The sequence below is a fragment of the Micromonospora sp. Utrum1 genome (assembly GCF_057197805.1).
Window position 1 is genome coordinate 5,267,349 of sequence record NZ_CM170071.1, and the last position, 25,328, is coordinate 5,292,676.

Sequence of the window (25,328 nt, forward strand, 5' to 3'; positions counted from 1 at the left end):
TGGCATGAGGGGGCGCTGTGGCTGGTGCGGGGAAATTGGCGGCCGGGTCGGGTGCGGCGTTCGCTGTAGGGGCGGTGGCCGGGGTGGTTGGCAACAACCTCGGTGAGGGCCCGTGGTTCTGGGTGGGGTTCGTGGCACTGGCGGTGGTGGGGTCCGGGTTGTCGGCGTGGTTGACCTACCGTGGCGCTGCCGGCGGCGCTGGGTCTGATGTTGTTCACACGGGTGACAACAGGATCGACAAGGTGTTGGGTGGTGGGTCCGGGCCGACGATCGGTGTCAACTATGGCGAGGCTCGTGGCGGCGGTGCCGACCGGGGAGCTGTGTGATGGTGGGATTCTGATGTGCCTCGCGTTTTCCGGACAGCTGATCAGCAACTAATTCATGCTGCGAGCTGGTGGTTCAGAAACTCGTTGCGGGCTTGTTGCGGCGTCCGGTAGCCGAGTCCTGAGTGGCGTCTGCGGGAATTGTAGCGGAGTTCGATGTATCTGGCAATGTCGCGTCGTGCGTGTTCGCGGGTCGGGTACTGGGTGCGGTTGACGCGTTCATTCTTGAGCGCGGCGAAGAATGATTCGGCCATCGCGTTGTCGTAGCAAATGCCGGTGCGGCCGACGGACTGCCGCAGCCTCAGTTTCTTCAGGATGGCGGCGAAGTCGTCGGAGGTGTAGTTACTGCCGCGGTCGGAATGGAAAATAGCGCCGTCGTCGGTCGGGTGGTTGCGCACGGCCATGGTGATCGCTGATTCGATCAGGGTGGTCTTGTAGTGGTCGTCCATGGCCCAGCCGACGATTTCGCGGGTGTGGCAGTCGATGACGGTGGCCAGGTACAGCCATCCCTGCCAGGTCGGAATGTAGGTGATGTCGCCGACCATCTTCTGCCCAGGCGCCTCGGCGGTGAAGTCACGGCCGACGAGGTCCGGCAGACGCCGGTCCTGGCCGTCGTTGTCGGTCAGGCTGTGCCGCCACGGCCGGGGCTGGCAGGGCACAAGGCCCAGCTCGCGCATCATGGACCGCACCAGCTCCGGGCCGCAGGTGACACCCCACGCGGCCAGGTCGGCGTGCACCCGTCGGTACCCGTAGGTGCCGTCGGACTCCTCAAAGGACACGATGATGAGGTGTTTCAGCTCCTCCCGCCGGCGGGCGGTCGCTGATTCGGGCCGGTCACGCCATTCGTAATAGCCGGATCGGGACACGCCGAGCCAAACGCACATCGCGGCAACTGACGGCCTCACAGTGGGAATGTCCTGGGCGGAACCGTGCGCGTACTCGGCGTCGATGAACTCAAACGTTTCACTCACCGATGATCCTTGGCGAAGTACTCGGCGGCTTTCTTCAGGAACTCGTTCTCCATACGCAGTTCCCGCGCTTCACGCTCCAACTGCCGCAGTCTTTCCCGCTCGCTGATGTTCAGCGCCGGCTCGTCACCGGCGTGGTCCCGACGGTACGCCGCGACCCAGTTCCCGAGCGTTCCTTCCCCGATCCCGAGTTCCCGGGCGACCTGAGCGATCGGACGAGACGTCTCGATCACCATCTTCACCGCTTCCTCACGGAATTCGGGAGAAAAATTCCTCTTCGCGCGTGGCAATAGTCTTCCTTCCAGACAGGGCAATTCTACTTTGGGGTCCCTGTCCGGAGAACCCGTGGCACCTCATTCGGTCGTCAGGTGCCGGAGCGGATCGGTGCGGTGCAGGGTGGGGGTTCCGGGCCGACGGTCGGGGTGAATCACGGGACGGTCGCGGGCACGATCCTGGCAGGCAATGCGACGGGCTTGGCGGACGTAGTTCTCGATCCGTCGCTGAATCCGCTTGAACTTGGCCTGACGGTCGGTGATGAACCGGTAGGAGGGTTCACCGGGCGTGGGTGGCTGGTAGAGAAGATTGACGCCCGGATCGCGCAGGTCGCTGCCCGACCGGTCGGTGGTTACGTGTTGGTGGAAGCGGAGGCGGGGCTGGGCAAGAGTGCCCTGGCGACGTATCTGGCGTTCTCACCGACGCGACGTTGGCCGGCGCACTTCTCGCGTCAGTCGACCAGCCCGGAGGCTGCGCGGGCGAACCTCGCCGCCCAAATCACCTATGCGCACACACCTGCCGACTCCCCGGACAGGTCGGGCAGGCTGCCGGGAAACTACACCGACCCCGCCTGGTTCGCTCAGCGGCTGATGACAATTCAGACGCAGCGGCGTGCGCGTGGTGAGGTTTCGCCTCTGGTGATCCTGATCGACGGGTTGGACGAGGCGCCCACGCCGTCGGCGGGTGAGGTCGCATTCGGACTGCCCCGGACCCTGCCGCCGGGAGTGGTCGTGGTGGCCACCACCCGCCCCGGGCATCCCTTGCCAGCTGGGGCGAGGGTGGAACGGATCGATGTCACGGGACAGGCGAACCTCGACGATCTGCGCGAACATGTCACCTTCCGGGCTCGTAGCGACCGCGCGTTGGCAGGCCAGCTCGCTGCCAGCAACGTCACCCCGGAGGCGTTCACGCGTGGGTTGCTGGCCGCTGCCGGTGGGGTGTGGATCTACGCGTTGTCTGTACTCGATCAGGTCCGCGACGGTGACCTGCCCGCTGACCGTCTCGACGCGCTGCCGGCGGGGCTGGCCGGGTACTACAGCGAGAACCTGCGGCGAATCCGCGAGCTGAACCCGGATCGGTGGGACGGCGTTGTGCTGCCGGTTCTGGGCACCCTGGCCGCGGTCACCGAACCGGTGACGAGTACCACGCTCGCTGTCTGGTCCGGGAATCTGCCGCTAGGTCCGGTGCAGGACCTTCTCGACGGCCCGTTGCGGCCGTTCCTCGCCCATACGAGGGGGCATCTTGAGGCGGCTGATCCGACTGGTTGGTATCGGCTGCGGCACCAGAGCCTGCGGGACTTCCTGACCGGGCGGGAGACCGGCCACGAGGACCACACGGTGGTGCAGCACTCGGCGCGCTGCGCCCAGGCGACCCGGGAGGCCCATGCGAGGATTTTCGCCTGCATCACCCCCGCCTTGGACGAGGCGGGCGTCCGACGGTGGGAGGAGGCCAGCAACTACGCCCTAGCACATCTAACCGACCACGCCGCCGCGGCGGTAAAACTCGGCCGGCTGGCCCTGGACCCTGGCTTTCTCTTGTGGACCCCGCTGGCGCCGCTGCTGCGCACGAGGAACACGGTCACCGACCCGCAGGCCCGCCGGGCAATTGCCGCACGAGAACTGATGGGTGACATTAGCGCCCTGACCCGCGACGAACAGTTGCGCTGGTTGCACGTGTGGGCGCTGAAGTGCCGTAGCACCGCCCTCGCCGCTGCCTGCGCCGCCCGCTTCCCTCCTGACGCTCTGTCCCGCACCGGGTTTGATGGAGACATCGAAACCTGGGAGGAACACCAGCGATGCCCGCACCCAAGAAGTACAACGATGAGCTGCGTGAGCGTGCGACACGGTTGGCCGTCGAGGCTCGCCGGGACCCGGCGTCCGCGGTCGGAGCGATCCGGCGGATCGCCGGTCAGCTCGGGGTTCATCCGGAGGCGTTGCGGACGTGGGTGAAGAAGGCCGAGACCTACGCCGGTGAGCGGTCGGGCATCACCAGCAGCGACGCGGAACGCCTCGCCGTGTTGGAACGGGAGAATCGTGAGCTGCGGCGGGCGAATCAGATTTTGAAGTCCGCGGCGTCTTTCTTCGCGGCGGAGTTGGACCGTCCGTCGCGATGAAGGTCGACTTCGTCGACTCCCAGCGGGTCGAACACGGTGTCCAGCCGGTCCTGCAGGCGCTCGAAGACACGCCGGCACAGATCGCACCGTCGACCTACTACGCCGCCAAGACCCGCCCGGCCTCGGCCCGGTCGCGGCGCGATGAGGAGCTGACCGCGATGATCGAGCGGATCCATGCGGAGAACTACGGTGTCTACGGCGCTCGCAAGGTGTGGCACGAGCTGCGCCGCCAGGGCGTGCCGGTGGCCCGGTGCACCGTGGAGCGGCTGATGCGTGAGTCCGGGCTGCGCGGGCTGCTGCGCGACAAGTCGCCGCGCACGACCCGGCCCGCAGCCGAGACCGGCCGCCCCGGTGACCTGGTCAAACGGGACTTCACCGCGGAACATCCGAACCAGCTGTGGGTCGCCGACCTGACCTACGTGCGCACGAGTGTGGGCTGGGTGTACGCCGCGTTCATTCTCGACGTGCACTCCCGCATGATCGTCGGCTGGCAGGTCGCCACCAGCCTCTACACCGACCTGGCTCTCGACGCGCTGAAGATGGCGATCTGGCGCCGCGAGAGTCAGGGTGCTGACCTGCGTAAACTGGTCCACCACTCGGACCGGGGAGTCCAGTATCGAGCGATTCGCTACACCCAGCGGCTCGCCGAGGCCGGCGCCGTCGCCTCGGTCGGGTCCAAGGGCGACTCGTACGACAACGCGATGGCCGAGGCGTTCAACTCCCTCTACAAGGCCGAACTCGTCCGCAACACCGGCCCGTGGCGCGGGCTCGACGACCTGGAGATGGCCACCGTCGAGTACATCGACTGGTACAACAACCGCAGGCTGCACGGCGAGCTCGGGCACATCCCGCCCGCCGAACACGAGGCACTACACGCGATGACCCAGCCGGTCACCGCACCCCTGAAAACCAGCTAACCAACTCTCCATCAAACCCGGGGCTTGACACTCCACGCGCTGACGGCGCGATCTGGCGAGGAGCTACTCACACCCCCCTCTACGGCCACACCGATCCGGTTCGCGCGGTGGGGACCTGGACCCGGCCGGACGGCACCACCCTGCTCGTCACCGCCGGCCACAAGTGGGTGCGGCTGTGGGACCCGCACACCCTGCAACCCGCCAGCGACTTCCTCCACGGACACACCAGCCCGGTGAACGCGGTGGGGACTTGGACCCGGCCGGACGGCACCACCCTGCTCGTCACCGCCGACGACAACGGGACGGTGCGGTTGTGGGAGCCGCGCGGGCTGCCACCCGCTGGCGAGCTTATCCACCGCCGGAACACACGGTTGTGGGACGACATCCTGGAACCCGCCGACCAACTCCGCGGACACACCAGCTGGGTGCGCGCGGTGGGGGCCTGGACCCGGCCGGACGGCACCACCCTGCTCGTCACCGCCGGCGGCGACCCGGTGGTGCGGCTGTGGGACCCGCACACGCTGCAATCCGCCGGCGAACTTCGCGGACACACCAGCCGGGTGCGCGCGGTGGGGACCTGGACCCGGCCAGACGGCACCACCCTGCTCGTCACCGCCGGCGACGACCCGGCGGTCCGGCTGTGGGACCCGCACACCCTGCAATCCGCCGGCGACCTTTACGGCCACACCAGCGCAGTGATCGCGGTGGAGACCTGGACCCGGCCGGACGGCACCACCCTGCTCGTCACCGCCGGCGACGACCCGGTAGTGCGGCTGTGGGACCCGCACACCCTGCAATCCGCCGGCGAGATTCTCCACGAACACACCAGCCGGGTGCGCGCGGTGGGCACCTGTACCCGGCCAGACGGCACCACCCTGCTCGTCACCGCCGGCCGCGACCGGATGGTGCGGCTGTGGGACCCGCACACCCTGCAACCCGCCGGCGAGATTCTCCACGGACACACCGGCTGGGTGCGCGCGGTGGGGAGCTGGACCCGGCCGGACGGCACCACCCTGCTCGTCACCGCCGGCGATGACTGGGTGGTCCGGCTGTGGGACCTGCACACCCTGCAATCCGCCGGCGAACTCCGCGGACACACCGACTGGGTGCGCGCGGTGGGGAGCTGGACCCGGCCGGACGGCACCACCCTGCTCGTCACCGCCGGCCGCGACCGGATGGTGCGGCTGTGGGACCTGCACACCCTGCAATCCGCCGGCGAACTCCGCGGACACACCGACTGGGTGCGCGCGGTGGGGAGCTGGACCCGGCCGGACGGCACCACCCTGCTCGTCACCGCCGGCCGCGACCGGATGGTGCGGCTGTGGGACCTGCACACCCTGCAATCCGCCGGCGAACTCCGCGGACACACCGACTGGGTGCGCGCGGTGGGGAGCTGGACCCGGCCGGACGGCAGCAGCCTGCTCGTCACCGCAGGCGACGACCGGATGGTGCGGCTGTGGGACCTGCACACCCTCCAACCCGCCGGCGAACTCCGCGGACACACCAGCCCGGTGAACGCGGTGGGCACCTGTACCCGGCCAGACGGCACCACCCTGCTCGTCACCGCCGGCGATGACGCGTGTGTCCTGACATGGACGACCGCATCCAACAATGGGTGAGCCTCACCATTGCCACCAGCCCGGACGCACTGCCACGGCCTCGCGCCAGCACACTAACCACCGCACCCCTTGCCTCAGCCATCCCGTCCGCCGCCGACCCACACCACCGTGGAGCGGGCCAGGGCCAGGGTGACCAGGTGGAGCGCCCTACCGGACGTACGATCTGGTCACCCTGGCCCTGGCCTGCTCGGCTTGCCTGGGTCGGCGGCTGGCGGGATGGCATCCCACCTCAAGCACCCACCCCCCGCAGCCGTTCGGCAATTAATCCCGGTGTCGGCGTACGGCTGCAGCGCAGAACCGCGTACGCCACCGAGTACACAACGGCCATCGACATCCGCAAGCTCAGCGGCGGTGACCGGCCGAGTCGCCGCCAGCACACAGAAGAGCGTCGCGCTGGACCGGCCGGTGAACCCGGACTACGGCGTGCTGCTGCCATCGACTACCCACAGTGATATTTGCCGAGCCCCGGTGGTGTCCGGATCTGCCGAGATGGGTGCGTGCCCAGCCAGCCATGTTCGAGCGGGACCGCGGGCGACAACGATGAATCACGGTGCGGCCATGCGTCCGGTGCGACGGGAGCCAGCGCCCCAAATGGGGTGGGCGGCCCACCTCACCTGGGGTTGCTGATGCGATTGCACGGTGAGGGCCGGCGGTCGGGGTCGAATCGGTCGGCGAGTTCCGCCAGCACGGCGGACCGGCGCTGCTCACGCTGGGCCGCCGTCTCGTCGGATTGGGCCGCCGCGCGGCGGCTGGCGAGCGTGGCCTGGGCGGCCATCATTCGCAGCCGCGGCCCAAGCCGGCCGAGCGCGTCGTCCGGCTGCACGGCACGCGACAGCAGTTGCACGACGTCCACGTCCTCGTTGTCCAGCGCCCGCGTAACCGCGCACGCATTGATCCTCGCGCCTCGGTCGAGGAGATCCCTGGCAAGGTCGAGGTCGACGGCGTGCGCGCCGACTTGCAGGGAGTTCTCGACCGGAACCCGTCGTTCGAGCAGCCACCGGACGACTGCGGAGGCCCGGTGGAGCAGGGCCACGTCGATCGCGGTCAGCCCGCTGCGAATCTGCTCCGCCGGATCACATCCCAGCGCCACCAGCCGCGCGAGCAGCGCCACGTCGTCGTCGGCTGCGGCCTGGTCTAGGGCGAGACGCCGTAGCCGGCCCTGGGTGACGAGCGTGCCCTGGTCCAAGGCGCGGCGCCAGTCGAGCACAGTTGCCTGCACGAGTTGGCGCAGCTTCGCCGCTGCGACCCGCGCGTGCGGGTCGCCGCTGGCTGCCAGGTCATCGATGGCATCGCGCATCTCCGCGCCCGTTTCGTCCTCCGCCTCCCAGGGGTCGTGCTCCAGCATCAGTCGACCGAACAGCGCCCGCAGGTCGTCGGCGAGCCGCCCGGCCCGGTCGCCCGCATGCAGCTCCCAGCCGGGTGGCAATCCCTGCCGCCAGCACACGACAGCGCCTTGGTCCGGGCCGATGACGGTGTGCACGTAAACGCGGTCGAGGTACTCGAAGCCACCGATCGGCAGGTGGACGAGCCGGCCGGACCGGTCCGGCTGGTGTTCCTCGGCCAGTTTGCGCTCGTGCTCGATCCAGCCCCACAGGTCGTGATAGTCGCCGCTGTCCGGGTAGAACAGCTCTGTGAACGACACCGGGACGTCTTGGCCGTCGAGGTCGGCGCACAGGTCGTAGTCGAGTCGCCCGCCGAAGGCGGTTCGCCATAACGCGACGAGCGAATCGGGAAGCGGCCCGGCGCACCGCTCGGCCACCGCGGCGAGTGTCGCGTCATCGATCGGAGGCTGCGCGTCCAGGACGAGCCGTCCGGCGAACAGCGCGATGCCGGCCTCGCTCAGAATCCGCCGTTCCTGGCCGGAAAACGGTTCGAGCAGGGCATCATCCGGTGCAGCGGTCACCGGCGCAGTCTAGAGGCTGGGTCCCTACCGATGAGCCACCAGAGACCAGGAGCGGGGTCTGTCGCGCTGGTGCCGTTCATACTCGGCGCCGCGCAGCGCTAACGCCGCCTCACCCCGGCCTAATGCCGCACTCATTTGCCGCGCTCCGGGCGCCAGCTCACGTCCACCGATTACTCATCGTGAGTAGCGGACGTGGGTCGTCCGGCCGGCCGCCGTCGCAGCGTCCCGAATGCTTCGCGCCCCGACCTCTGCACGTCTGGCGTACAGGTTCCGGCCGGCCCGCGACTGCAGGTACACCCCATCCGCCTCGCGGAAGGCGATCGCCCGCCACCCGTCCCACTTCGGCTCGTGTACCAGGCCCGGCCCTTCAGGCACCACGTCCACCGGCGCCGCGAGCATCGGCGCGACCGGCCGACGCAGCACCGGCTCCTCACCGGCGCTCCCCCGTGGGCGGGCTGGCATCACCTCCAGTCCCCACTACGCCGGCCGCTAGCGCCACTCATCCTCCGCCCCCTTCACGTCATGCTCGAAGAGACGAGGGCTGGCAGGGGTGGAGATCCGCGACAACGAATGACCGACGCGCCCCACAGCCGTGTCGGTGCTGGATCTCCAGCACAGGAGGATCCCTCACTTCGTGACGGGCACCTCGGCCAGACTGGCCGGCCCATTCCGGGTAGCTGCCACGGCCGTCGGGCGCACCGGGATGTTGGAGCCAAGCGGCGCCCCGTCTGGAAGCCGCCGGTATAACCGCTGGTCGCGGCGGTGTTAGCACATCCGGCCATGATCAGGGCGTTTTCCAAAGCCGCCGAAGTTCTCCACAACGCCAAGCCGTGGGCTGGCGAACTGTGGCGGCGTCGGCGAACCTCGACAGGTCGGCGAGGTCCCCCCTGGGGCTGCTGGCCACGGCCACGTGCAGGTGGAGCAGCCCCGGCCGCAGGCCACCGACATCCGGTCCCCGCAGCGTGAACGTCACGCTGCGGGGACCCACTCCTTCTCGACCCGTCCAAGGCGGCGGGGGTGATCGGTCGACCTCGGGCCCGGCCCTCGCGGATCACCTACGGTCGGAGGGGTGGAGGTGCTGCTGCGCGGCGGGCCGGGTGATGGCCAAGTGGTGTCCGGCGGCGGGGAGACCGTCGTGTGGCGGGCCTGCTTGTACGAGATCACGCCGGAGTTCGCCCGCCGGGGCGGGCGTGATCTTCGGGCGTGTCGGCACCGCCCGGACTGCTGCGAGCCCTATGGCCGGGGTGCGGAGGACCGCTGTGAGTAACCCTTCGATACGGGCGCGCGAGACACGTACGCCTGCGTGAGCGCACCGAGCAGGGTGCTCCGGAGCTGCGACTGGCGCTGTTGGAGGTAGACCTTGCCCTGCTGCCGGTCGGCGAGCGGCCAGTCGGCGGCCAACGAGTTGAGCCGGTCGCCCGTTCCGGTGACGGACTTCTGACCTGCAAATAATCTATGGTGGGCGATACTGGGATCGAACCGGTGACCTCTTCGGTGTGAACTCTCGGCGAGCGGGTTGGGTCGGGCTTGATACGAGGTCAAACGGCGTGCTGTGCGCTTCTCGGGTTGGTTCGGCTGGCACGGCTGCTGTACTTCGCTGCTGTACTTCTGGCTTCAGACAAGGCGCTGGATGCGAACCTTCGGCCTCTCGTTCTTGAGATGGGCAAGCTTGTGTTGGCGGACCTCCTCGTCCCAGACCTCTTGGTCGCAGTCCGGGTTCGGTGGGATCCACTTGTGGGAACCATCGCTGTAGTGGAACTTCTCGTCGCCGGGCCGCAGGATGCTCATCGGGTCCAGCCGAGGAAGCGCCGATGCAGCGTGCCGGCGGGTGCCCAGGCCAGGTCGGCGGTGGCGCGGACAAGCTGCGCCCCCATGTAGAGGGAGAGAGACACCGGGGCGTCCTCGAACTCTGCTCGCAGTTCCCGGCGTCGGGTGACGCACGGCCATGGTGCGCCACAGCCACCGCAACTCCAGATCGGCAGCACCGGCCCATGGGCGGTCACTCGTCACGTCCCGCGAGCCGATCCCGGTCATGGTCGAGCGGCCCACCGTCCGCCGTCGGGTGGTGCTCCGTGCCTCGCGCCTGATCCAGGAGCCGCCGCCGGGCCGCTTCCTGCTCCCCGGCTTGGATGCGCTGTCCGACGCTCGGCAGAGGCCGCGTCGACGGGAGCCACCGGCCGCTGATCCGTCTCAGAAGTCTGACAGTCACCGTCACGCTCGGCTCCTCCCTGTGGGGGAGCGCAGGTAACCGGCCGATGTGCCGTGTCCGCGCCCCGGTGCAGTGAGGACCAGAGTCGCGCCGCAAACGTCGTCGATCTAGAAGGTGACCGTCCGCTAACCGGTTGTACTGTCCGCTGATTGCCGACGTCGGGGGGCGTACTCGGCGCACAGTTCACCTAAGGCCGACGCCTCCGGCACCCCGGCCTGCTCCACCTTCGCCAGCAGTTCCATCGCCCGCCACCAGTTCGACGGCACCACCCGCCCGGACACGACAGCCTCCGTCCCGAGAGTGACCGCCTCGTCCGGCTGCCCGGCGGCAACCAGGGCAAGACCGAGGTCGAGACGGGCCGACGCAGATCGGCGCGGCCGTGCACCCCCGTCGCCGTCGGGGTCCAGGTCGGCCAGCACCGCCCTCGCCACCTGTTCGGCGCCCGGGTCACCCGCCCATGACAGGGTCGTGGCCGTGTACGCGGCAGCCTTGGCCGGGTCGTAGCGATAGTGGTGCTCGGCACGCTCCGGAACCGGCAGGTTGGCCGTCAGCCGCTCCACGCGGTCCAACGCTCGTCTGGTCTCACCCACGTCACCCATCCGCGCCCAGGCGCGCGCCTCCTGAGCTGTGGCCTGGATGTAGGCAGAGCTGCCTTGCGGGGCGATCCGTTGGGCCTGTCGAGAAAGGTCGAGCGCTGCCCGGTAGTCGCCCTGGGTCAGCACGTCCCAGGCACGGGTCTCCAGGCACCATCCCCGGATCTCCGCATGCTCCGCGTGCTCGGCGAGGTCATGAGCAACCCGCAGATGGGCAGCAGCCGCGGCCCGCTGTCTCAGGTCGATGTGCACGGTGGCCCGCAGCACCGCGAGCCACCCACCGGCGACCAGCAGCCGGCGTTGCTGCGCAAGCGTCACGCGCCCGTCCAGCAGCCGGCCGACATATGCCAGATGCCGCCGTACGAGCGGCAGGAGTTCAGCCGGGGCCGTCGTCGGATAGGCGCTGGCCAGATCATCGATGCCCTGCTCGATACGGTCGAGCACATCCTTGCCGACGTCGCTGGCCATGACCCTCGCGCGCAGCTCGCCGGCCTCGGCAGCATGGTCGATCGGCGCATCGACCATGCCAGCGAGCACGCCTCCGGCATCGAGAACCCGATCCAGGTGACGCGCGGTATCGGCGGTCGGAGCCTTAACCCCTGTCTCCAGCTCGTGTAGGTGGCTCTTACTCCGATGGGCGAACTGTCCGAGCGACCGAAGCGACAGACCCCGTCGCTCCCGAAACCCACGCAGAGCTACGCCAAAGCGCGGGTCGACGAATGAAGCCATACGCCGCTCCAAGCTAAAGGGTCCAAGCGGATCCACCCGGCCGCGATACAGCATGCCACCGATGTCGACGGTACCCCCGATAGCCAGCGCACCGATGACCCCTCGCTTGTAAGTTCTGGGCGCTTCGTCTGGACGTGTCCGTCCGCATCTGTGAGCTCGGGCGACTGTCCGCGCCCGGCGGCTGCTGACCGTCCTCGTCCGGGCCTGTTGCTGTCGCCGTTGCTGTCGACGGCCGCACCCCGGGGCCCGGCTCAGTCCGACCCGTCGGTGTCGGCGCTGCTGTCGTCGTAGAACCAAACCACCGCATGCGGTAGTTCTTCCGCAACACGCGCCGCCAGCAGACGCCCCTCGGCGGCGAAGGCTGCGTCCTCCTCTGCCCCGACTGCTCTGCTGTCTCCTGGATCGGCGATGTTGACCATGGATTCCGACCACTGCTGCCAGGCCGCCAGTCGCCCCACGAGACCGGCGGAGAGCCCGAGGGTGGCAGGATCGCGTGGCTCGTAGACGCCGATGGCCTCGTCACGAACCCACAGGGGCCAGCATCCGTAGTCGTCCATCACCTTGATCAGCACGACGTCAGGCTACGTCGAGAAGTTGAAGCGGAACTAAGGGCCGCTAGCTCGCCACCAGCGAGAACACGGCCCAACGCCTGCTGACGGGGCGTCGCGGGCTGTCAGCGCTGGACTGCTTGACGACATTTCACACTGTCTTGTGCCCCGTGTCTGCCCCGCTCAATCGTCGTCATCAGCCACGGCGATCTTCAGCCTCTTCCTCACAGCTTCGATCTTTTTCCGCAACTTGGCCACTGTTGGATCCGTCTCAGCCCATTGCACCTGAGGGCCCGCCATCCGGCACTCCTCGGCGAACACCTCCAACTGCCAGACGTATTCTCCCCACGCCTCGAACAGTCCGGGATCGCAGTACAGGTCCACTCGGGGTGTAAGCCGGGCGGTCGGCACGGGGTAATCCGGCCGTGGATTGGACCACGCGGTCACGTCGTCAGTCTCAAGGTTGATCCACCTCGCCGTCTCCTCGACGTGTTGCGCCATGTCATCAAGCTGCGTCGGGCGCCGTCTCGCCGGGCGGGAGCTTGACCCCTTCGTCCCGAAGGAACGATCATTGGCCGATGAGCTGAGAGAACATCGGGACTGAACTGCGCGGATGGTCAGCCGGCGTCCACCGGCGTCCGTCTCTGCTCGCGTCTGTCGTCACCCAGTTGGTCACCCAGGCGTGAGCGTCAGACGTTGAAGCGGGACTTTAGACCCGCAACTGACCGAGGAACGCCTAATGAAGGGCTTGTGCTGGCACACGTTTGGCTGCGCACCTACTGCTCGTAGCCATCAGCTAAACCAGTAATCGTGGTGAGGCTCATGAAGAGGAAGCCAACAGTAACGACGAAGATGCATATCCAAGTCGCTAAAGAACCGAATCCTGCGGGGTTGAACAACTGGATCAGCGCATATCCAGAGAAGAGCAGTGGAAGGACTAGCACGAGCAGGGTAGTTTCGGCTGCACGATGCCGTGAAATCCAGATCCCAGCTCGCTGGCCGACCACGTAATCCGGATAGGCATATGCCCCTATGAGTACCGGGTTATTCCTTAGCAGCCTGTCCATTTGGGATTTATGAAGATCCGTGAATATCTTTTCGGAAAGTCGGTAATACACTCGTTGCATAATTATTCGATCTCGCAGCGCCGCCATTGCCCGATAGTGGAGATAACCGAAGAGTATCGGAACTAAGTATCTTAGGAAGTCGAGCCTATCGGCCCCGAATCCGGCTATAGATACGTTACTAATTGCGCGTCTATTTAGCAGCTCGAAAATTAATGCCAGGCCTGTTATTGAAGTGAAGTCGCGTGCGGTCAAGCTATCTCGTTCGTTCATTTTGTCCACGAGTCGCCAGACGTATTCTCTTGCGAACTCTGGATGCTTCGCGGCGAAATTAGCGAAGTGTTCGTCGTAGGTGTTTCGTCCGGCATCTACATTGTCGTCCTCCATGAAATTGGAGACTAGGCTCTCTCGTCAAGGCGACAGCCGTCCTGTCTGCCGTCGACCCGCCCTCCTGGGGAGCGGGCCGCCGCCCGGCCCGCCACGTCATCCATGAAGGAGCGGGGCCGGTCAAGGTTGGGGTTTTGAACCGTTGACGTTGTTTTGCCCGTCTTCCGGCATGGTTCTGAGCAGGCGTGTGTGCGGCGTCGGGGTCAAGGCTGGGCCGCAGGCCCACCCGTAGGGCTTGGCCTTGGCGCCGGCGCCGTGGACGCCATCGTGATGATGCCGGAAGACGGTGTTGTGGGTGAGGTGCCACGGGTTCTCCGGACAGGGACCCCAAAGTAGAATTGCCCTGTCTGGAAGGAAGACTATTGCCACGCGCGAAGAGGAATTTTTCTCCCGAATTCCGTGAGGAAGCGGTGAAGATGGTGATCGAGACGTCTCGTCCGATCGCTCAGGTCGCCCGAGAACTCGGGATCGGGGAAGGAACGCTCGGGAACTGGGTCGCGGCGTACCGTCGGGACCACGCCGGTGACGAGCCGGCGCTGAACATCAGCGAGCGGGAAAGACTGCGGCAGTTGGAGCGTGAAGCGCGGGAACTGCGTATGGAGAACGAGTTCCTGAAGAAAGCCGCCGAGTACTTCGCCAAGGATCATCGGTGAGTGAAACGTTTGAGTTCATCGACGCCGAGTACGCGCACGGTTCCGCCCAGGACATTCCCACTGTGAGGCCGTCAGTTGCCGCGATGTGCGTTTGGCTCGGCGTGTCCCGATCCGGCTATTACGAATGGCGTGACCGGCCCGAATCAGCGACCGCCCGCCGGCGGGAGGAGCTGAAACACCTCATCATCGTGTCCTTTGAGGAGTCCGACGGCACCTACGGGTACCGACGGGTGCACGCCGACCTGGCCGCGTGGGGTGTCACCTGCGGCCCGGAGCTGGTGCGGTCCATGATGCGCGAGCTGGGCCTTGTGCCCTGCCAGCCCCGGCCGTGGCGGCACAGCCTGACCGACAACGACGGCCAGGACCGGCGTCTGCCGGACCTCGTCGGCCGTGACTTCACCGCCGAGGCGCCTGGGCAGAAGATGGTCGGGTCGGGTAGCCGGAGGGAGTCTCACCCTCCGGCTCCCACAGAACCGTGTCACTCCCATCCGACACTGCGCGAGCCTCCAACGCATCGAGCTCGTGCGCCACCACACCTCCGGCTCACGGCACCGACGCCCGCGTCGCTCTTCAGCCCACCCTTCCTTTCGACGAGGCCCCGGCAGTTGAGGGGCGAACGATCCACCTTCACCGACGGGTGCCTGCGCCGGCCAAGCCTCCGGACGGTGGCGCATGACGCTGCCGTCGGATCGCCAACATCAACAGCCCAGGAAGACCAATCCGGCGACGGACTCGGCAACGGACAAGCGACTTGACCAGCGCAGCGAAGGCGACGGTTCATGGACGATCGAAAACGTCGACTGCGCTGCGACGACCGGGCACATCAGAGTGGAGGCTCGCCGCCAGTTGGAGGGACACCGACAGGCCCGGGACGAATCGGCCGTCACCGGCGTCCGCCACCGCCACCTCGAGGTGCACGTTCGCGTCCTCGGCGGCCTCGCGCCACACCAGATGGTCGCCATCGAGGGCGTACATGCCCTCGGCCTCCTCGTTGACAAAGGCGATCAGGAAATCGCCGCAGCGGGCGGTGTTCGCCCCGTCCTCCTCGCCATCGCCCGGATCGCCCGCCCATACGCGTCGCCTTGGGCCCGGGCGACTTGAAGCTGCTGGGCAGTGGCCTCGTTGCTCGGCCGCATCGGGGGACCGTTGCGCGGTGTCATGTCTACTCCTGTCGAAATGTCGATAAAGGGGCTGCGACGACCGCCGGAGCGGTCACCACAGCCGAGGGCCTCATTACGGACGTACCTGTGTGCCCGTCAGCTCTGGTTGCCGGGCACGTTCTTCCACTGCTGCGGGCGAGTGCCCCTGGGCTGCGGGGAGTCACCCTTGCCCCCGCCGTGCCCAGGCTGCCCAGACCCGCCGCCACGGCTCATCGCCTGGATCATCTCGTCCTTGTTCATCTGATCGACGTTGTCGATCCCGGCCTTGCGCGCCTGCTTGGCCACCTCGCCGGTCTTCATCTGGTTGAGATCCTGGTGTGCCATGAGAATCTCCTCGCGTCGTATCGTTCCGGGCCCTCAGCCCCGGCCTACCCTGATCGTCCGAGCGGACACGCCGCGGCGACGATTTGGCGGCCGTCCCAGGCAGGTGAAGCGCTCGTTTCAGCGGGGTTTGTGCGGGAAGGCAGGACCTATGTGAAACGACCCCACACCGCCACGATGAGGACCGACGACTACGACGCGGTAGTCGTCGGGGCGGGGCACAACGGTCTGGTCGCCGCGAACCTGCTCGCCGACGCTGGTTGGCACGTCCTCGTGCTGGAGGCGGACGAAACGCCCGGCGGAGCGGTGCGGTCGGCCGACGTGCTCGGCTCGGGCTTCACCACCGACCTGTTCAGTGCCTTCTATCCCTTGGGCGGCGCCTCTCCTTGCTCCGCGCACTACAGCTTGAGCAGCATGGACTGCGCTGGAGTCACGCCCCCGCTCCACTGGCCCGCCTGTTGCCCGACGACCGGGTTGTGGTGCTGTCACGGGACCTGGCGCAGACGGCGGCATCGGTGGAGCGCTTCGCGCCGGGCGACGGCGTCGCCTGGGAGGCCCTGGTACGGCGGTGGGACCACTACGGCGGCGAGGTGCTCGACGCGCTGTTCAGCCCCTTCCCCCCGATACGAGCTGGGGTCTGTCTGCTGGCCCGCACGGGGCCGGCGGAAGCTGTCCGCGCCGCCCGTTTCGCCGCCCTGCCCGTCCGGCGGCTCGGGATGGAGCAGTTCCGCGGCGAGGGCGCGCGGCTGCTGCTCGCGGGCACGGCCCTGCACTCGGACATGTCGCCGGAGGAGCCGGGCAGTGGCCTTTTCGGGTGGCTGCTCACGATGATCGGCCAGCGGATCGGCTTTCCCGTCCCACAGGGCGGCTCGGGCCGGCTCGTGGACGCGCTGGTCCGCCGACTGCGAACGACCGGCGGGGAGCTGCGTTGCGGTGTGCGAGTCGAAAAGATCATTGTCGTGGGCGGCCGCGCCCGCGGTGTGCAGACCAGCGCGGGACGGGTCCTGGCCCGCCGGGCGGTCGTCGCCGACGTGGACGTTCCCACCCTTTACCTTCAGCTGGTGGGCGCGGACCGGCTACCGGAGCGGGTCCTGTCGGACCTGCGCCGCTTCGCCTGGGACCCGGCCACTCTCAAACTGAACTGGGCGCTGTCCGGTCCAATACCGTAGGTGGCCGAGGAGGTGCACGGGGCGGGCACAGTTCACCTGGGCGGCGGCCTCGACGGGTTGACCGACTACGCGGCGGACCTCGCCACCGGCCGGCGCCCGCGGCAGCCCTTCGTGCTGCTCGGGCAGATGACCACCGCCGATCCCACCCGCTCCCCGGCGGGCACTGAGATGGTGTGGGCGTACACGCACCTCCCACGCGGGATCGCCGGCGACCGTAATGTGGTGCAACGCTAGGTGGCAGCGGTGGAAGAGCTGATCGAGCGGCACGCGCCCGGTTTCCGTGACCGGGTGCTGACCGGCTGGTGCAGGCGCTGGGCGACCTAGCGGGGGCCGATGCCAACCTGGTGGGAGGAGCGATCAACGGCGGCACGACGAAGATCTACCAGGAGCTTGTCTTCCGGCCGCTGCCCGGCCTGGCCCGGGCGGAGACGCCAGTCCGGGGTCTCTACCTGGGCAGCGCCGGCGCGCACCCGGGCGGCGGGGTGCACGGCGGCCCGGGGGCCAACGCGGCGAAGGCCGCGCTGCTGCACGCCGGGGGCGGGCGGCTGAGGGCGGCCATGGTACGCCTTGCCGTGCATCGCATCAGCACGGCACCCGACCGGGGTATTCTGCCGCCATCCGTGGCGGATCTGCCCGAGGCGAGCAATTGTGGCGGCGTCGGCGGTGGTTCCGGAACGACCGGAGGATGACGGCTTTTCTCGTGCTGCCGGATCCGGGTTCCGGTTCAGTTCCGGCGCCAGACGGCCACACCCGCTACCGTCCCGGCCAGCCCGATGGCGGCAACCATGCGGTGGCGGGACAGCCAAGCCTGCGGGCTGTGGCTGTGCGAGAGGCCCGCGAAGCCGCCGCGCGCGCCGTAGTCATGTCCGCCCGGGCCGTCGAGGGGATGCCACAGGTTGTTGGGCCGATCGTGGTCGGCGGGGCGGCCGGTCTGTTGCGACCGGTAACCGGTCCGGGCCAGGTAGCGGTCGAGCAGGCCGGGCGCGATCCGGTTCCCGAGGATGGTGAGCACGGTGGAGGTGCCGATCCAGTACTCCCGTCGGTGTGGCCGGACGAGGCCAGCTACGTCTCCGGATCCTGCGTCGCCGTCACCGGCGGACGCCCAATCCTGTGATCGGTACCGGCGAGGGCCGGTAAGCCGCAGAGCTCATCCAACGCGCTCATGCCGGAAATTGCGGGCCGTGGCCCTGGCAAATGCCGGCATCGGCGTCGGCCCGCCGAAGACAGCTGCCACCTGGGTCCTGACTGCTACCTTTCTGAACACGTTGCTGTAATGGATGCACAAGACATGCCGTCCACCATCTGTGCGTGCCGCGCACCCCGGGCAGCATTCCGGTCGAAATGTCCACCGCAGCGAGCGGTGGCGCGGGCCGGAATGGCTGACACCGGCACCCGCCCGGGTGTCGGTGTCAGCGCCGAGTCCATCAGCTCTTGGCTTCTCGCTTGGCCATCCGCGGTTTAGCGCCCTTGCCAACCTTCTTCAGGGCTTCGCGCAGCTGGCCCTCGGTCATCTTCGAGTTGCCCTCGATGCCCGCGTCGTGAGCCTGCTGGCGCAGCTCGTGGAGTTGATCCCGGTCACCACCGACGTCAACCTCCCTGGCAACTACGGCGCTAAACCACATCGCGCTCGCGAGGACTGGGCTTCCCTGGCTCACGAGCGGCAAACCCGTCGACTCGCGCGGCAACAACGCATTCGGTCGTTACCGACAGCGCGAATTCCGGCCGGCAACCGGCCGCCGGTGCCGTAGCCGCTGGCGGGCAGTGGCTTGCGCAACAAACAGTGTGATCACTCGACGAGTCGGCAATAGGGGCCTCTGTGAGAGCCGTCTGCCCGCGCCGGAAACAGCTCCTCGTGCCGATCCGCCGGCAACGTTGCTGCCGCCGAAGTCGGGTACACAACCGCAGACCTGACCCAGGATTACCGGAGGCCGAGATGGACTACCGCGACTCGAACGTCGAGGCCGCTCACCGGCTCGGTCACTGGCGCAGCTAACACCACTTGGTGCGGTCGCTTAAGCGGAAGCTCAGCCCAGGGCAGCAGGCGGACAACGAGCTCTCGGGGACGGGAGTCGCATCCGCTGCTCGACGACTTCCGCAAGCTCGACCAGAAGTGCAAGCACCACACCGCCAACCCTACGGGCGCCTGCCAGGCCCTGCAGTCCGTCCACTGATCCACTCACCCGAGGAGGGGCGATGGCCCGCGATCTCGCGCAGATGACCACCGGAGAGGTGCGCAAGCAGGCAGAGCGCGCCGGAATCGACGACGTCGACCAGATGAACAAGCACGAGATGATCAACGCTCTGGGCGGGTCTACGAACGCCAACCGCGGCGGAGGCCAGACTCAGAAGGATCCACGCCCGAAGGGGGTCAGCCCGGAGGACTACAAGAACCTTCCGGGCAACCAGACCTGACCCGCCTTGGCGTCCCGCCCCGGGCTGGGGCGGGACGCCAAGGACACTTCGGGATCAGCCGTGAGCTTGCGATGGTTCACTCCGGCATCAAGGGGCATCTGTCCGACTGAGTCAGCTGGTCCGCCGACACCTGTGGGTCGTCACCGCGGCTCGCGTCGTGACCGCACCCTTTCAGCGAATGCGCGCACCGGTTCGGACCAGGCCTGCGGATCCCGCCAGGGAAACGTGTGAGCACCGGGGAGTTCGACGTAGCGGCCGTCGGAGACGATGAGGGTCAATCGCCGTCCCCACTGGGGTGTGCTTAGCCGGTCCTGTTCACCGCGCAGGACCAGCAGCGGCACGTTCAGCCGCGCTAGTGGTTCCTCCATGACGTGGCGCAGATGAGCGCGCACCAGATGCACCAGCCGGCGCGGACCGGCGCGTTTCCACTCGGGCCAGTGCGACTCGGTCAGGCCTGGGGGCTCGTGCCGGCCGTCGAGCTGCCAGCGGACGAGCAGGCGTACCAGGCCGCGGGCGACGGGGTCGACGGTGGGGCTGGCCAGCAGCAGCCCGGCCACCCCGGGATGTCCCACGGCGGCCTCCGCGGCGACCTGGGTGCCGCTGGAATGCCCCGCCAGGATGACGTGGCCGAGTTTTCGCGTTGTCAGCCAGTCGGCCACGGCGTGCCCGAACTCTGGCACCGACAGCTCGTGCGGCGGCTCCCCGCTGCCGGAAAACCCAGGGAGCTCCACCAGATGCGCGCGGGTCCAGCGGCCGAACGCGGTCAGTCCGGGCAGGAGGTAGTCGGCCACGGCCATGCCCTGCACAAGGACCACCTCCGGCACGCCTGTCCGGGGCTCGCCGACGGCGCGGCTGCGCATCCGGCCAAGAACCCCGTCGTGGTGTGACGTGGTCACGTCGCGAGGGATCTCGGGCATGCCGTGTGTGGTACCCGCGCGGACGGGCATGTATCGGCCGGAGGTGCCATGAAGCTACCCCGTGAGGTCGCCGGGTTCGACTCCGCGTCCGCGATGGTCGTGGCGTTGGCCCGATTCCTGCGCGGCCGGGACACGCCGCCGCTGGGCAAACCCGCGCTCCGGGCGTTGCGGCCGGCCGCCGCCGTGGCGGCCCGGCTGCCGTTGGGCACCCGCGAGCGGATCTACAGCGTGTTCAGCGGCGCCGAGGGACGCCCTGAGCCGGACCTCGCCGGGCTCGACATCGGCGCCGTGACCGGATCGGTTGCGCGGCTCTATCCGCGCCGCCGCTACCCCGCAGTGGTCGTCGGGTCCTCCGGCGGCGCGCTGACGCATCTGTGCGCCGCTCTGGGGGTGCCCTGGCTGCCGCAGACGCTGCTGTTGCCCGTACGCCAGCGCCGGGTCTCGCCCGATGATCCGATGCGGGCCGCGCACGCGTTCGACAGCACCGCCCAGGCGATGCTCGACCGCAACCCGGATGTGGTGCTGCACCACATGCACGACCCGAACCAGGACCGCCTCACCCTGCGTCGGATGGCGTACTTCCGGGTTAAACGCACCCGGCTGGGCCGGGCGTACGAGCGGTTCCTCACCGACGTCCTCGAACCGGGCGGCATCGTCCTGATCGCCGAGTGCGGTCAGCATTGGCCCACTACCCGAATCGGCGAGCGACACCTGTTCCAGTTCGGCGCGGTGGGCGGCATGCCCCCGCAGGAGTACCGCGACGGCAGCCCGAGAGTCGCGGACTATCTGCGCCGGTACGGTGCTCCGGTCACCGGATGGCAGGCGCCGCCGGTCGATGCCGAGAGCCCGGAAGCGGAATGGGGCTTCGAGCCGGCGCTCCGCGACGACATCGCCGCCTTCGCCGACCGCCACGGCTACCGGGTGAGCCGGCTGACGTTCGGCGAACCGGAGGACCTCAGCCCGCTAATCGCCGACCTTTACCGCTGGTGGCACCGGCAACGGGGGCTTCCGGCCAACCGGCTGGTGATCGACTCGTTCATGTTGCTGGACCCGTGGTGGACATTGCGCACCGGTGCCGTGCCGTACTGGACAGCCTTCCCAGTTCAACCATCGCTCGCTGGCCTGCACCGGTACCTGGACAGTGGCGACGGCTACGACTATCTGCACCTGGGGCTGTTCTGCCACGGCGTGGACTCGGTCGGCACCGCGAGCGCGCGGCAGTGGCGCGGGATCCTGCGGAGGGCCCGCGTCGCCGGTGTCTTCGCGGGCGTTTCACCGACACGGTATCCCAACGACCCGCACACCTTCTTCGGCTACCAACGCGCACTGCGCGCCATCCCGGACCGGCATCCCCTGCCACCACCCCTGCCCCTGGCAGCGTTCCAGGCTTTCCTTCGCGACAGACCAGCCGAGTACCCGACGGTACGGATCGACGCTGACTGAGCGAGGAAAGCCCCTGCAGGGCACCGTGAGCGGTTCGCCGCGGACGGGGCGACATACCTGAACAAGACGCCAAGGAACTCAGCGACATCGAGCAGCTCGCCGCTGCGGCGCTGCGGGCCGGCGATCCTCATTAGCTGCGAACCAGCCGGCTCCGCTGGTCGACGCGGTCGATGGCCAAGGCCGCCGGGCTGTCGCAGACCGCGGTGTCGCGGATCTGGCGGGCGTTCGGCCTCAGCCGCATCTGATGGACACGTGGAAGCATCCGGCTGACCCGTTGTTCGTGGAGAAGGTCCGCGACGTGGTGGGCCTGTATCTCGATCCGCCGGTCAAGGCGATGGTGTTGTGCGTGGACGAGATGTCGCAGATGCAGGCACTCGGTCCCGCAGGCCGTTGACCCACTTCGCGGCGGACCCGGCGGATGCTGCCGATGCTGCCTACGGTCCCCGCCCGGCAGACCCACGACTACATCCGCCACGGCGTAGCCAGCCTGTTCGCCGCGTTCGACGTCGCCACCGGCACCGTCATCGGGCAGGTCCACCGCAAGCACCGCCATCAGGAGTTCCTCAAGTTCCCGAAGGTCGTCGACGCCAACACGCCCGCAGCGTTGGATCTGCACCTGGTCCTGGACAACTACGCCACCCACAAGACCCCGGCTGTGCAGCGGTGGCTGGCCGCGCATCCCCGCTTCCACCTGCACTTCACACCGACCTCGGCGTCCTGGCTCAACCTCGTCAAACGCTGGTTCGCGCGTCGACTACCTGCTGTGGGTGCCGGTCGTCGCGGTGGTGCTGTGGGTCGCGTTGTGGCGGGCGAAGTTCTCCCTGCTGGAGAACCTGTTCGGGTTCACCGGGATGGCCCTGGTCATGTTCGTGGTCGCGTTCTTCCGCCTCTCCCCCGACACCGGGCAGCTGTGGCACCAGCCACCCGGGACCGCCCGCCGGTGAGGACTGGGGCACCTACTGGTTCTTCGCCGTCGCGCTGTTCGCCTCGGCCATGACTCCCTACCCGCGAGCGAATGATCGACCATGGGCTACAGGCCAGCCATACGCTTATGCAACGGTGACACCTACGCCCGCCTCGCAGCCGGGTTCGGCATGGGAACGTCGCGACTGCCTGAGGCTATGGCGTTGGCTCGCCAGCGACGGCCGCGCTTGTCGGTCGGCCAGCGGCGGTCGACCGTGCCGGCGCGCTCGGCACAGAGGTGATGAGGAGTCGCGTGACGGCCCCGAGAAGGCACACGAAGCGGTATTACGGCTGTCTGCTGCGCCCGCGGCCCCGGTGTCATGATCGGGAGCTATGCGGGTACCAGCCACCACGCGTTATCGACGTTTCCGCAACTCGGAGACACTCACCAGGTTTCATCACCCGTCCGAGTGACCCGCCGCCCGATCTGCCGGTGCCGGCGCGTTCATCACGACAAAATCTCTGCGGCGTTCAAAATGCCGCGATGCCGGTGCGCCTGCCCGCGCCCGCGGCCGAGTGGTATACGACCGATTGGGTCTTGACTACCGATGAAAGTCTCGCGCGCAAACCACATCGTCCGCGAACCTGTTTCGGGGCCGCTCTCTTTCCGGAACGAGATATGCGTGGAGGAGTGGTTCACTGACGCCGAGGGCCCGGTTGTCCTCATGCTGCACGGAAGGAGCGTGCCGTCTCGCCAGGTGTTCGCCTATGGTGGCTTCCGCACCGTGACTGGTGGTGGACAAACCAGTCCAAATCCCTTATGGCACTACAACTGGGCCGGGCAGCTGGCGGAGCAAGGTATCCGGGTCTTCATGATGGACTTGCCAGGGATGGGCCGTTCCAGTCGGCACGCCCGCTTCAACGAGCCGCGTAACGCGTACAAGCGCGACCAGAAACGCCTCGCGCCGTTCCCGTTGGCGACACCTGACACCGGTCCGTATCCGTCCCCGGTTTGGTCCCACGATCAGAATAGTGACATGTTGGCTGTGGAGTCGGTCATCCATTTCATCACGGGAACTACCGGTGTGCCAAAGGTCCACCTAGTTGGCTACTCGGCCGCCTCATTCGTCCTCGGGCCGTTCGCAATGCAACACCGAGATCTGGTGCACAGCCTGTTCCTGCTCGCACCGATCTTTCCGCCCTTTGGCTACAATGACCCGCCACCATTCATGAACGACCTGTCACAGCCTGTGCCGGAAAGACTTCAGTTCCCCATGTTCATCCAAGACAAGGACACCGCCCTGGGGGATCCATTTGCGACAGAAAGCTTTTTGGATAGTTGGAACGCCGAACAGCTCAAGGGCGCGGAGCGGGAAGGCTTCATAGCCGCACAATTGTGGGCCAGCATCTTGAGCGAAGATGCGACCGGGCAGAGCTGGGGTAGGGGCGTGAACCGGATCCGCAATCCGCTGTGGTGGGGTTGGAGCAAGTCCAAGGTTGTGAACGACAGAGTCGTTCTCGGCAAGCAGGTGCCTGTGTGCATCGTGTACGGACTCTGCGATCTGCAGGTGTTTAAGGAGCTACCTGGCCGGAAACTGCCCGAGCCCGGTAAGCCGGACTTGGCCCCCGCGGCCGGTCCACCATTTAGTCCCAAGTGGCTATTCGACGAGATCCAGGGCGAGAGAAAGCTGATGATCGCGATCCCACAAACCGGACACTTCATGCCCTGGGAGACGTCACACGGGATTCTGCACAATTTCTCATCCGAATGGATTAAACAGCAAAAGGTCCGGCTGCCGCCGCATAGCGTCCATTCCTCTGGCTCCAGTTCGCCAGTGAGCACCGGTAGCTACGAGGTGAGCAAGCTCTTCGGCCTCGTTCCGGCGAATTGACGGTGAAAGTTCGCGGCCAGCGCATCATTGAGCCTTTTCAAACGGGTCTGTTGCGTTGCTCGTGTCCAGGGGTCGAGGCAGGCTTGACGGGTGAAGCTATCGAGCCCTCGTCGTCCCTGGTCGCCGCCGAAGTCGGCGTTCACCGGGTTCCGGTTCCCCGCGGAGCTGATCGTCGCCGCGGTCCTTCCCGCGCTACAACCTCTCCTACCGAAATGTGGAGGAACTCCTAGCTGAGCGCGGTGTGGAGGTCGACCACGTCACCGTGTTCCGGTGGCTGCAACGGTTGACCCCGCTGCTGGCCGACGCCGCCCGTCGCTCGCCACTTCCCGGGTGACCGGTGGTTCGTCGACGAGACCTACTTCAAGGTCAACGGGGTTTGCGCTACGTCTACCGCGCGATCGACCAGCACGGACAAGTCATCGACGTGCTCGTCTCAAGTCGCCGTCATGCCGCTGCGGCCCGGCGGTTCTTCCAGCGCGCACTGGGGATGCTGAAGGTGACGCCAGCGAGGTGGTCACCAACGCCGCTCCGGTCTATCCCGCCGTGTTCGACGACCTGATCCCCCGGCTTGGCACCAAGTCGAGCGACACACGCGAACAATCCGATCGAGGCCGACCACAGCCAGCTCAAGCACCGGCTACGACCCACGCTCGGGCTCCGGACCGACCCAACCGGAGAGGTGATCATCGCCGGACACGCGTTCATGCAGAATCTCGGCCGCGGACACCACGAACTCGGGCTCGACAGTCAGCCCAAGCTTCGAGTCGCTTCGGCGTTCATTCAACTCGCCCGGGTGATCTGACCGCGGACCC

The 25,328-nt window shown here is 67.6% G+C and carries 20 protein-coding genes and 6 pseudogenes; 15 read left to right on the plus strand and 11 right to left on the minus strand.

What is annotated here, in order from left to right; genetic code table 11:
• Nucleotides 1-379 precede the first annotated feature (379 nt).
• A protein-coding gene (locus tag AC0OLQ_RS24845) for an IS3 family transposase (protein ID WP_484528286.1) occupies nucleotides 380-1,581 on the minus strand; the annotation gives its coding sequence in 2 pieces (ribosomal slippage) (nucleotides 380-1,320 and nucleotides 1,320-1,581; 1,203 coding nt in all).
• A gap of 78 nt (nucleotides 1,582-1,659) precedes the next feature.
• Between AC0OLQ_RS24845 and AC0OLQ_RS24850 the strand changes: the two genes are divergently transcribed.
• The 3 genes and pseudogenes from AC0OLQ_RS24850 to AC0OLQ_RS24860 all read left to right on the plus strand — a co-directional run bounded on the left by AC0OLQ_RS24850 (nucleotide 1,660) and on the right by AC0OLQ_RS24860 (nucleotide 6,213).
• Nucleotides 1,660-3,513: a P-loop NTPase family protein gene (locus AC0OLQ_RS24850; protein WP_484528287.1), complete on the plus strand. Its 1,854-nt coding sequence runs from the start codon at nucleotides 1,660-1,662 to the stop codon at nucleotides 3,511-3,513.
• Nucleotides 3,411-4,594 (plus strand): annotated as a pseudogene (locus tag AC0OLQ_RS24855) (IS3 family transposase). Before AC0OLQ_RS24850 ends, AC0OLQ_RS24855 begins: the two are co-directional and overlap by 103 nt.
• A 107-nt stretch (nucleotides 4,595-4,701) precedes the next feature.
• Nucleotides 4,702-6,213, plus strand: coding sequence for a WD40 repeat domain-containing protein (locus tag AC0OLQ_RS24860; protein WP_484528288.1), 1,512 nt, complete (start codon nucleotides 4,702-4,704; stop codon nucleotides 6,211-6,213).
• Nucleotides 6,214-6,823: 610 nt separating this feature from the next.
• Here the strand turns inward: AC0OLQ_RS24860 and AC0OLQ_RS24865 are convergent.
• Nucleotides 6,824-8,116, minus strand: a complete 1,293-nt coding sequence (locus tag AC0OLQ_RS24865) for an SMI1/KNR4 family protein (RefSeq protein WP_484528289.1) — start codon at nucleotides 8,114-8,116, stop codon at nucleotides 6,824-6,826.
• Between the two features lie 1,069 nt (nucleotides 8,117-9,185).
• Between AC0OLQ_RS24865 and AC0OLQ_RS24870 the strand changes: the two genes are divergently transcribed.
• On the plus strand, nucleotides 9,186-9,383 hold the full coding sequence (locus tag AC0OLQ_RS24870) for a hypothetical protein (protein ID WP_484528290.1): 198 nt from the start codon (nucleotides 9,186-9,188) through the stop codon (nucleotides 9,381-9,383).
• Between the two features lie 347 nt (nucleotides 9,384-9,730).
• Here AC0OLQ_RS24870 and AC0OLQ_RS24875 read toward each other — a convergent pair whose 3' ends face one another.
• From AC0OLQ_RS24875 to AC0OLQ_RS24895, 5 genes are all read right to left on the minus strand, one after another.
• Entirely contained in the window at nucleotides 9,731-9,904 is a 174-nt protein-coding gene (locus AC0OLQ_RS24875; protein ID WP_484528291.1) for a hypothetical protein, read from the minus strand.
• A 546-nt stretch (nucleotides 9,905-10,450) separates the two neighbouring features.
• On the minus strand, nucleotides 10,451-11,647 hold the full coding sequence (locus tag AC0OLQ_RS24880) for a helix-turn-helix domain-containing protein (protein ID WP_484528292.1): 1,197 nt from the start codon (nucleotides 11,645-11,647) through the stop codon (nucleotides 10,451-10,453).
• Nucleotides 11,648-11,898: 251 nt separating this feature from the next.
• Nucleotides 11,899-12,219, minus strand: a complete 321-nt coding sequence (locus AC0OLQ_RS24885; protein WP_484528293.1) for a hypothetical protein — start codon at nucleotides 12,217-12,219, stop codon at nucleotides 11,899-11,901.
• A 159-nt stretch (nucleotides 12,220-12,378) separates the two neighbouring features.
• Complete coding sequence (locus AC0OLQ_RS24890; RefSeq protein ID WP_484528294.1) at nucleotides 12,379-12,696, minus strand: hypothetical protein; 318 nt, start codon at nucleotides 12,694-12,696, stop codon at nucleotides 12,379-12,381.
• A 275-nt stretch (nucleotides 12,697-12,971) separates the two neighbouring features.
• Nucleotides 12,972-13,646, minus strand: a complete 675-nt coding sequence (locus tag AC0OLQ_RS24895) for a hypothetical protein (protein ID WP_484528295.1) — start codon at nucleotides 13,644-13,646, stop codon at nucleotides 12,972-12,974.
• 362 nt (nucleotides 13,647-14,008) lie between these two features.
• On the opposite strand from AC0OLQ_RS24895, the gene AC0OLQ_RS24900 reads away from it, so the two are divergent.
• The 3 genes from AC0OLQ_RS24900 (at nucleotide 14,009) to AC0OLQ_RS24910 (ending at nucleotide 15,400) form a co-directional block, all read left to right on the plus strand.
• Nucleotides 14,009-14,299, plus strand: coding sequence for a transposase (locus AC0OLQ_RS24900; protein ID WP_484528296.1), 291 nt, complete (start codon nucleotides 14,009-14,011; stop codon nucleotides 14,297-14,299).
• A gap of 83 nt (nucleotides 14,300-14,382) precedes the next feature.
• Nucleotides 14,383-15,054: an IS3 family transposase gene (locus AC0OLQ_RS24905; protein WP_484532420.1), complete on the plus strand. Its 672-nt coding sequence runs from the start codon at nucleotides 14,383-14,385 to the stop codon at nucleotides 15,052-15,054.
• Nucleotides 14,972-15,400, plus strand: a complete 429-nt coding sequence (locus AC0OLQ_RS24910) for a hypothetical protein (RefSeq protein WP_484532534.1) — start codon at nucleotides 14,972-14,974, stop codon at nucleotides 15,398-15,400. The genes AC0OLQ_RS24905 and AC0OLQ_RS24910 overlap by 83 nt, the downstream gene beginning before the upstream one ends.
• 155 nt (nucleotides 15,401-15,555) lie before the next feature.
• On the opposite strand, the gene AC0OLQ_RS24915 is transcribed toward AC0OLQ_RS24910, so the two are convergent.
• A complete protein-coding gene (locus tag AC0OLQ_RS24915; protein WP_484528297.1) occupies nucleotides 15,556-15,783 on the minus strand; it encodes a hypothetical protein in 228 nt (75 codons plus the stop codon).
• Between the two features lie 174 nt (nucleotides 15,784-15,957).
• On the opposite strand from AC0OLQ_RS24915, the pseudogene AC0OLQ_RS24920 reads away from it, so the two are divergent.
• Nucleotides 15,958-17,530 (plus strand): annotated as a pseudogene (locus tag AC0OLQ_RS24920) (phytoene desaturase family protein); the annotation flags it as partial.
• Between the two features lie 143 nt (nucleotides 17,531-17,673).
• Here AC0OLQ_RS24920 and AC0OLQ_RS24925 read toward each other — a convergent pair.
• Together AC0OLQ_RS24925 and AC0OLQ_RS24930 are read right to left on the minus strand one after the other, a co-directional pair.
• Nucleotides 17,674-18,015, minus strand: a pseudogene (locus AC0OLQ_RS24925) (SDR family oxidoreductase); the annotation flags it as partial.
• A gap of 358 nt (nucleotides 18,016-18,373) precedes the next feature.
• Complete coding sequence (locus AC0OLQ_RS24930; protein WP_484528298.1) at nucleotides 18,374-18,604, minus strand: hypothetical protein; 231 nt, start codon at nucleotides 18,602-18,604, stop codon at nucleotides 18,374-18,376.
• Between the two features lie 538 nt (nucleotides 18,605-19,142).
• Here AC0OLQ_RS24930 and AC0OLQ_RS24935 point away from each other — a divergent pair.
• The gene (locus AC0OLQ_RS24935) at nucleotides 19,143-19,361 is read left to right on the plus strand and encodes a hypothetical protein (RefSeq protein ID WP_484528299.1); all 219 of its coding nucleotides are present in this window, start codon (nucleotides 19,143-19,145) and stop codon (nucleotides 19,359-19,361) included.
• 140 nt (nucleotides 19,362-19,501) lie between these two features.
• On the opposite strand, the gene AC0OLQ_RS24940 is transcribed toward AC0OLQ_RS24935, so the two are convergent.
• A complete protein-coding gene (locus AC0OLQ_RS24940; protein WP_484528300.1) occupies nucleotides 19,502-20,278 on the minus strand; it encodes an alpha/beta fold hydrolase in 777 nt (258 codons plus the stop codon).
• 183 nt (nucleotides 20,279-20,461) lie between these two features.
• On the opposite strand from AC0OLQ_RS24940, the gene AC0OLQ_RS24945 reads away from it, so the two are divergent.
• The 6 genes and pseudogenes from AC0OLQ_RS24945 to AC0OLQ_RS24970 all read left to right on the plus strand — a co-directional run bounded on the left by AC0OLQ_RS24945 (nucleotide 20,462) and on the right by AC0OLQ_RS24970 (nucleotide 25,318).
• The gene (locus AC0OLQ_RS24945) at nucleotides 20,462-21,721 is read left to right on the plus strand and encodes a hypothetical protein (RefSeq protein WP_484528301.1); all 1,260 of its coding nucleotides are present in this window, start codon (nucleotides 20,462-20,464) and stop codon (nucleotides 21,719-21,721) included.
• A 155-nt stretch (nucleotides 21,722-21,876) separates the two neighbouring features.
• Nucleotides 21,877-22,469: pseudogene (locus AC0OLQ_RS24950) on the plus strand (IS630 family transposase); the annotation flags it as partial.
• 19 nt (nucleotides 22,470-22,488) lie between these two features.
• A complete protein-coding gene (locus AC0OLQ_RS24955) occupies nucleotides 22,489-22,665 on the plus strand; it encodes a hypothetical protein (RefSeq protein ID WP_484528302.1) in 177 nt (58 codons plus the stop codon).
• A gap of 642 nt (nucleotides 22,666-23,307) precedes the next feature.
• Nucleotides 23,308-24,516 (plus strand): alpha/beta hydrolase, encoded by a 1,209-nt coding sequence (locus AC0OLQ_RS24960; protein ID WP_484528303.1) that lies wholly within the window; start codon nucleotides 23,308-23,310, stop codon nucleotides 24,514-24,516.
• Nucleotides 24,517-24,681: 165 nt separating this feature from the next.
• A pseudogene (locus AC0OLQ_RS24965) lies at nucleotides 24,682-24,808 on the plus strand (IS6 family transposase); the annotation flags it as partial.
• A 132-nt stretch (nucleotides 24,809-24,940) separates the two neighbouring features.
• Nucleotides 24,941-25,318 (plus strand): annotated as a pseudogene (locus AC0OLQ_RS24970) (DDE-type integrase/transposase/recombinase).
• Nucleotides 25,319-25,328 lie beyond the last annotated feature (10 nt).

What these genes read in the sequence shown, in the direction of transcription:
- AC0OLQ_RS24875 (WP_484528291.1), bottom strand. Translation starts at nt 9,904, where the DNA reads ATGAGCATCCTGCGGCCCGGCGACGAGAAGTTCCACTACAGCGATGGT.
- AC0OLQ_RS24880 (WP_484528292.1), bottom strand. Translation starts at nt 11,647, where the DNA reads ATGGCTTCATTCGTCGACCCGCGCTTTGGCGTAGCTCTGCGTGGGTTT.
- AC0OLQ_RS24890 (WP_484528294.1), bottom strand. Translation starts at nt 12,696, where the DNA reads ATGGCGCAACACGTCGAGGAGACGGCGAGGTGGATCAACCTTGAGACT.
- AC0OLQ_RS24895 (WP_484528295.1), bottom strand. Translation starts at nt 13,646, where the DNA reads ATGGAGGACGACAATGTAGATGCCGGACGAAACACCTACGACGAACAC.
- AC0OLQ_RS24905 (WP_484532420.1), top strand. Translation starts at nt 14,383, where the DNA reads ATGTGCGTTTGGCTCGGCGTGTCCCGATCCGGCTATTACGAATGGCGT.
- AC0OLQ_RS24910 (WP_484532534.1), top strand. Translation starts at nt 14,972, where the DNA reads ATGACGCTGCCGTCGGATCGCCAACATCAACAGCCCAGGAAGACCAAT.
- AC0OLQ_RS24915 (WP_484528297.1), bottom strand. Translation starts at nt 15,783, where the DNA reads ATGGCACACCAGGATCTCAACCAGATGAAGACCGGCGAGGTGGCCAAG.
- AC0OLQ_RS24935 (WP_484528299.1), top strand. Translation starts at nt 19,143, where the DNA reads ATGGCCCGCGATCTCGCGCAGATGACCACCGGAGAGGTGCGCAAGCAG.
- AC0OLQ_RS24940 (WP_484528300.1), bottom strand. Translation starts at nt 20,278, where the DNA reads ATGCCCGAGATCCCTCGCGACGTGACCACGTCACACCACGACGGGGTT.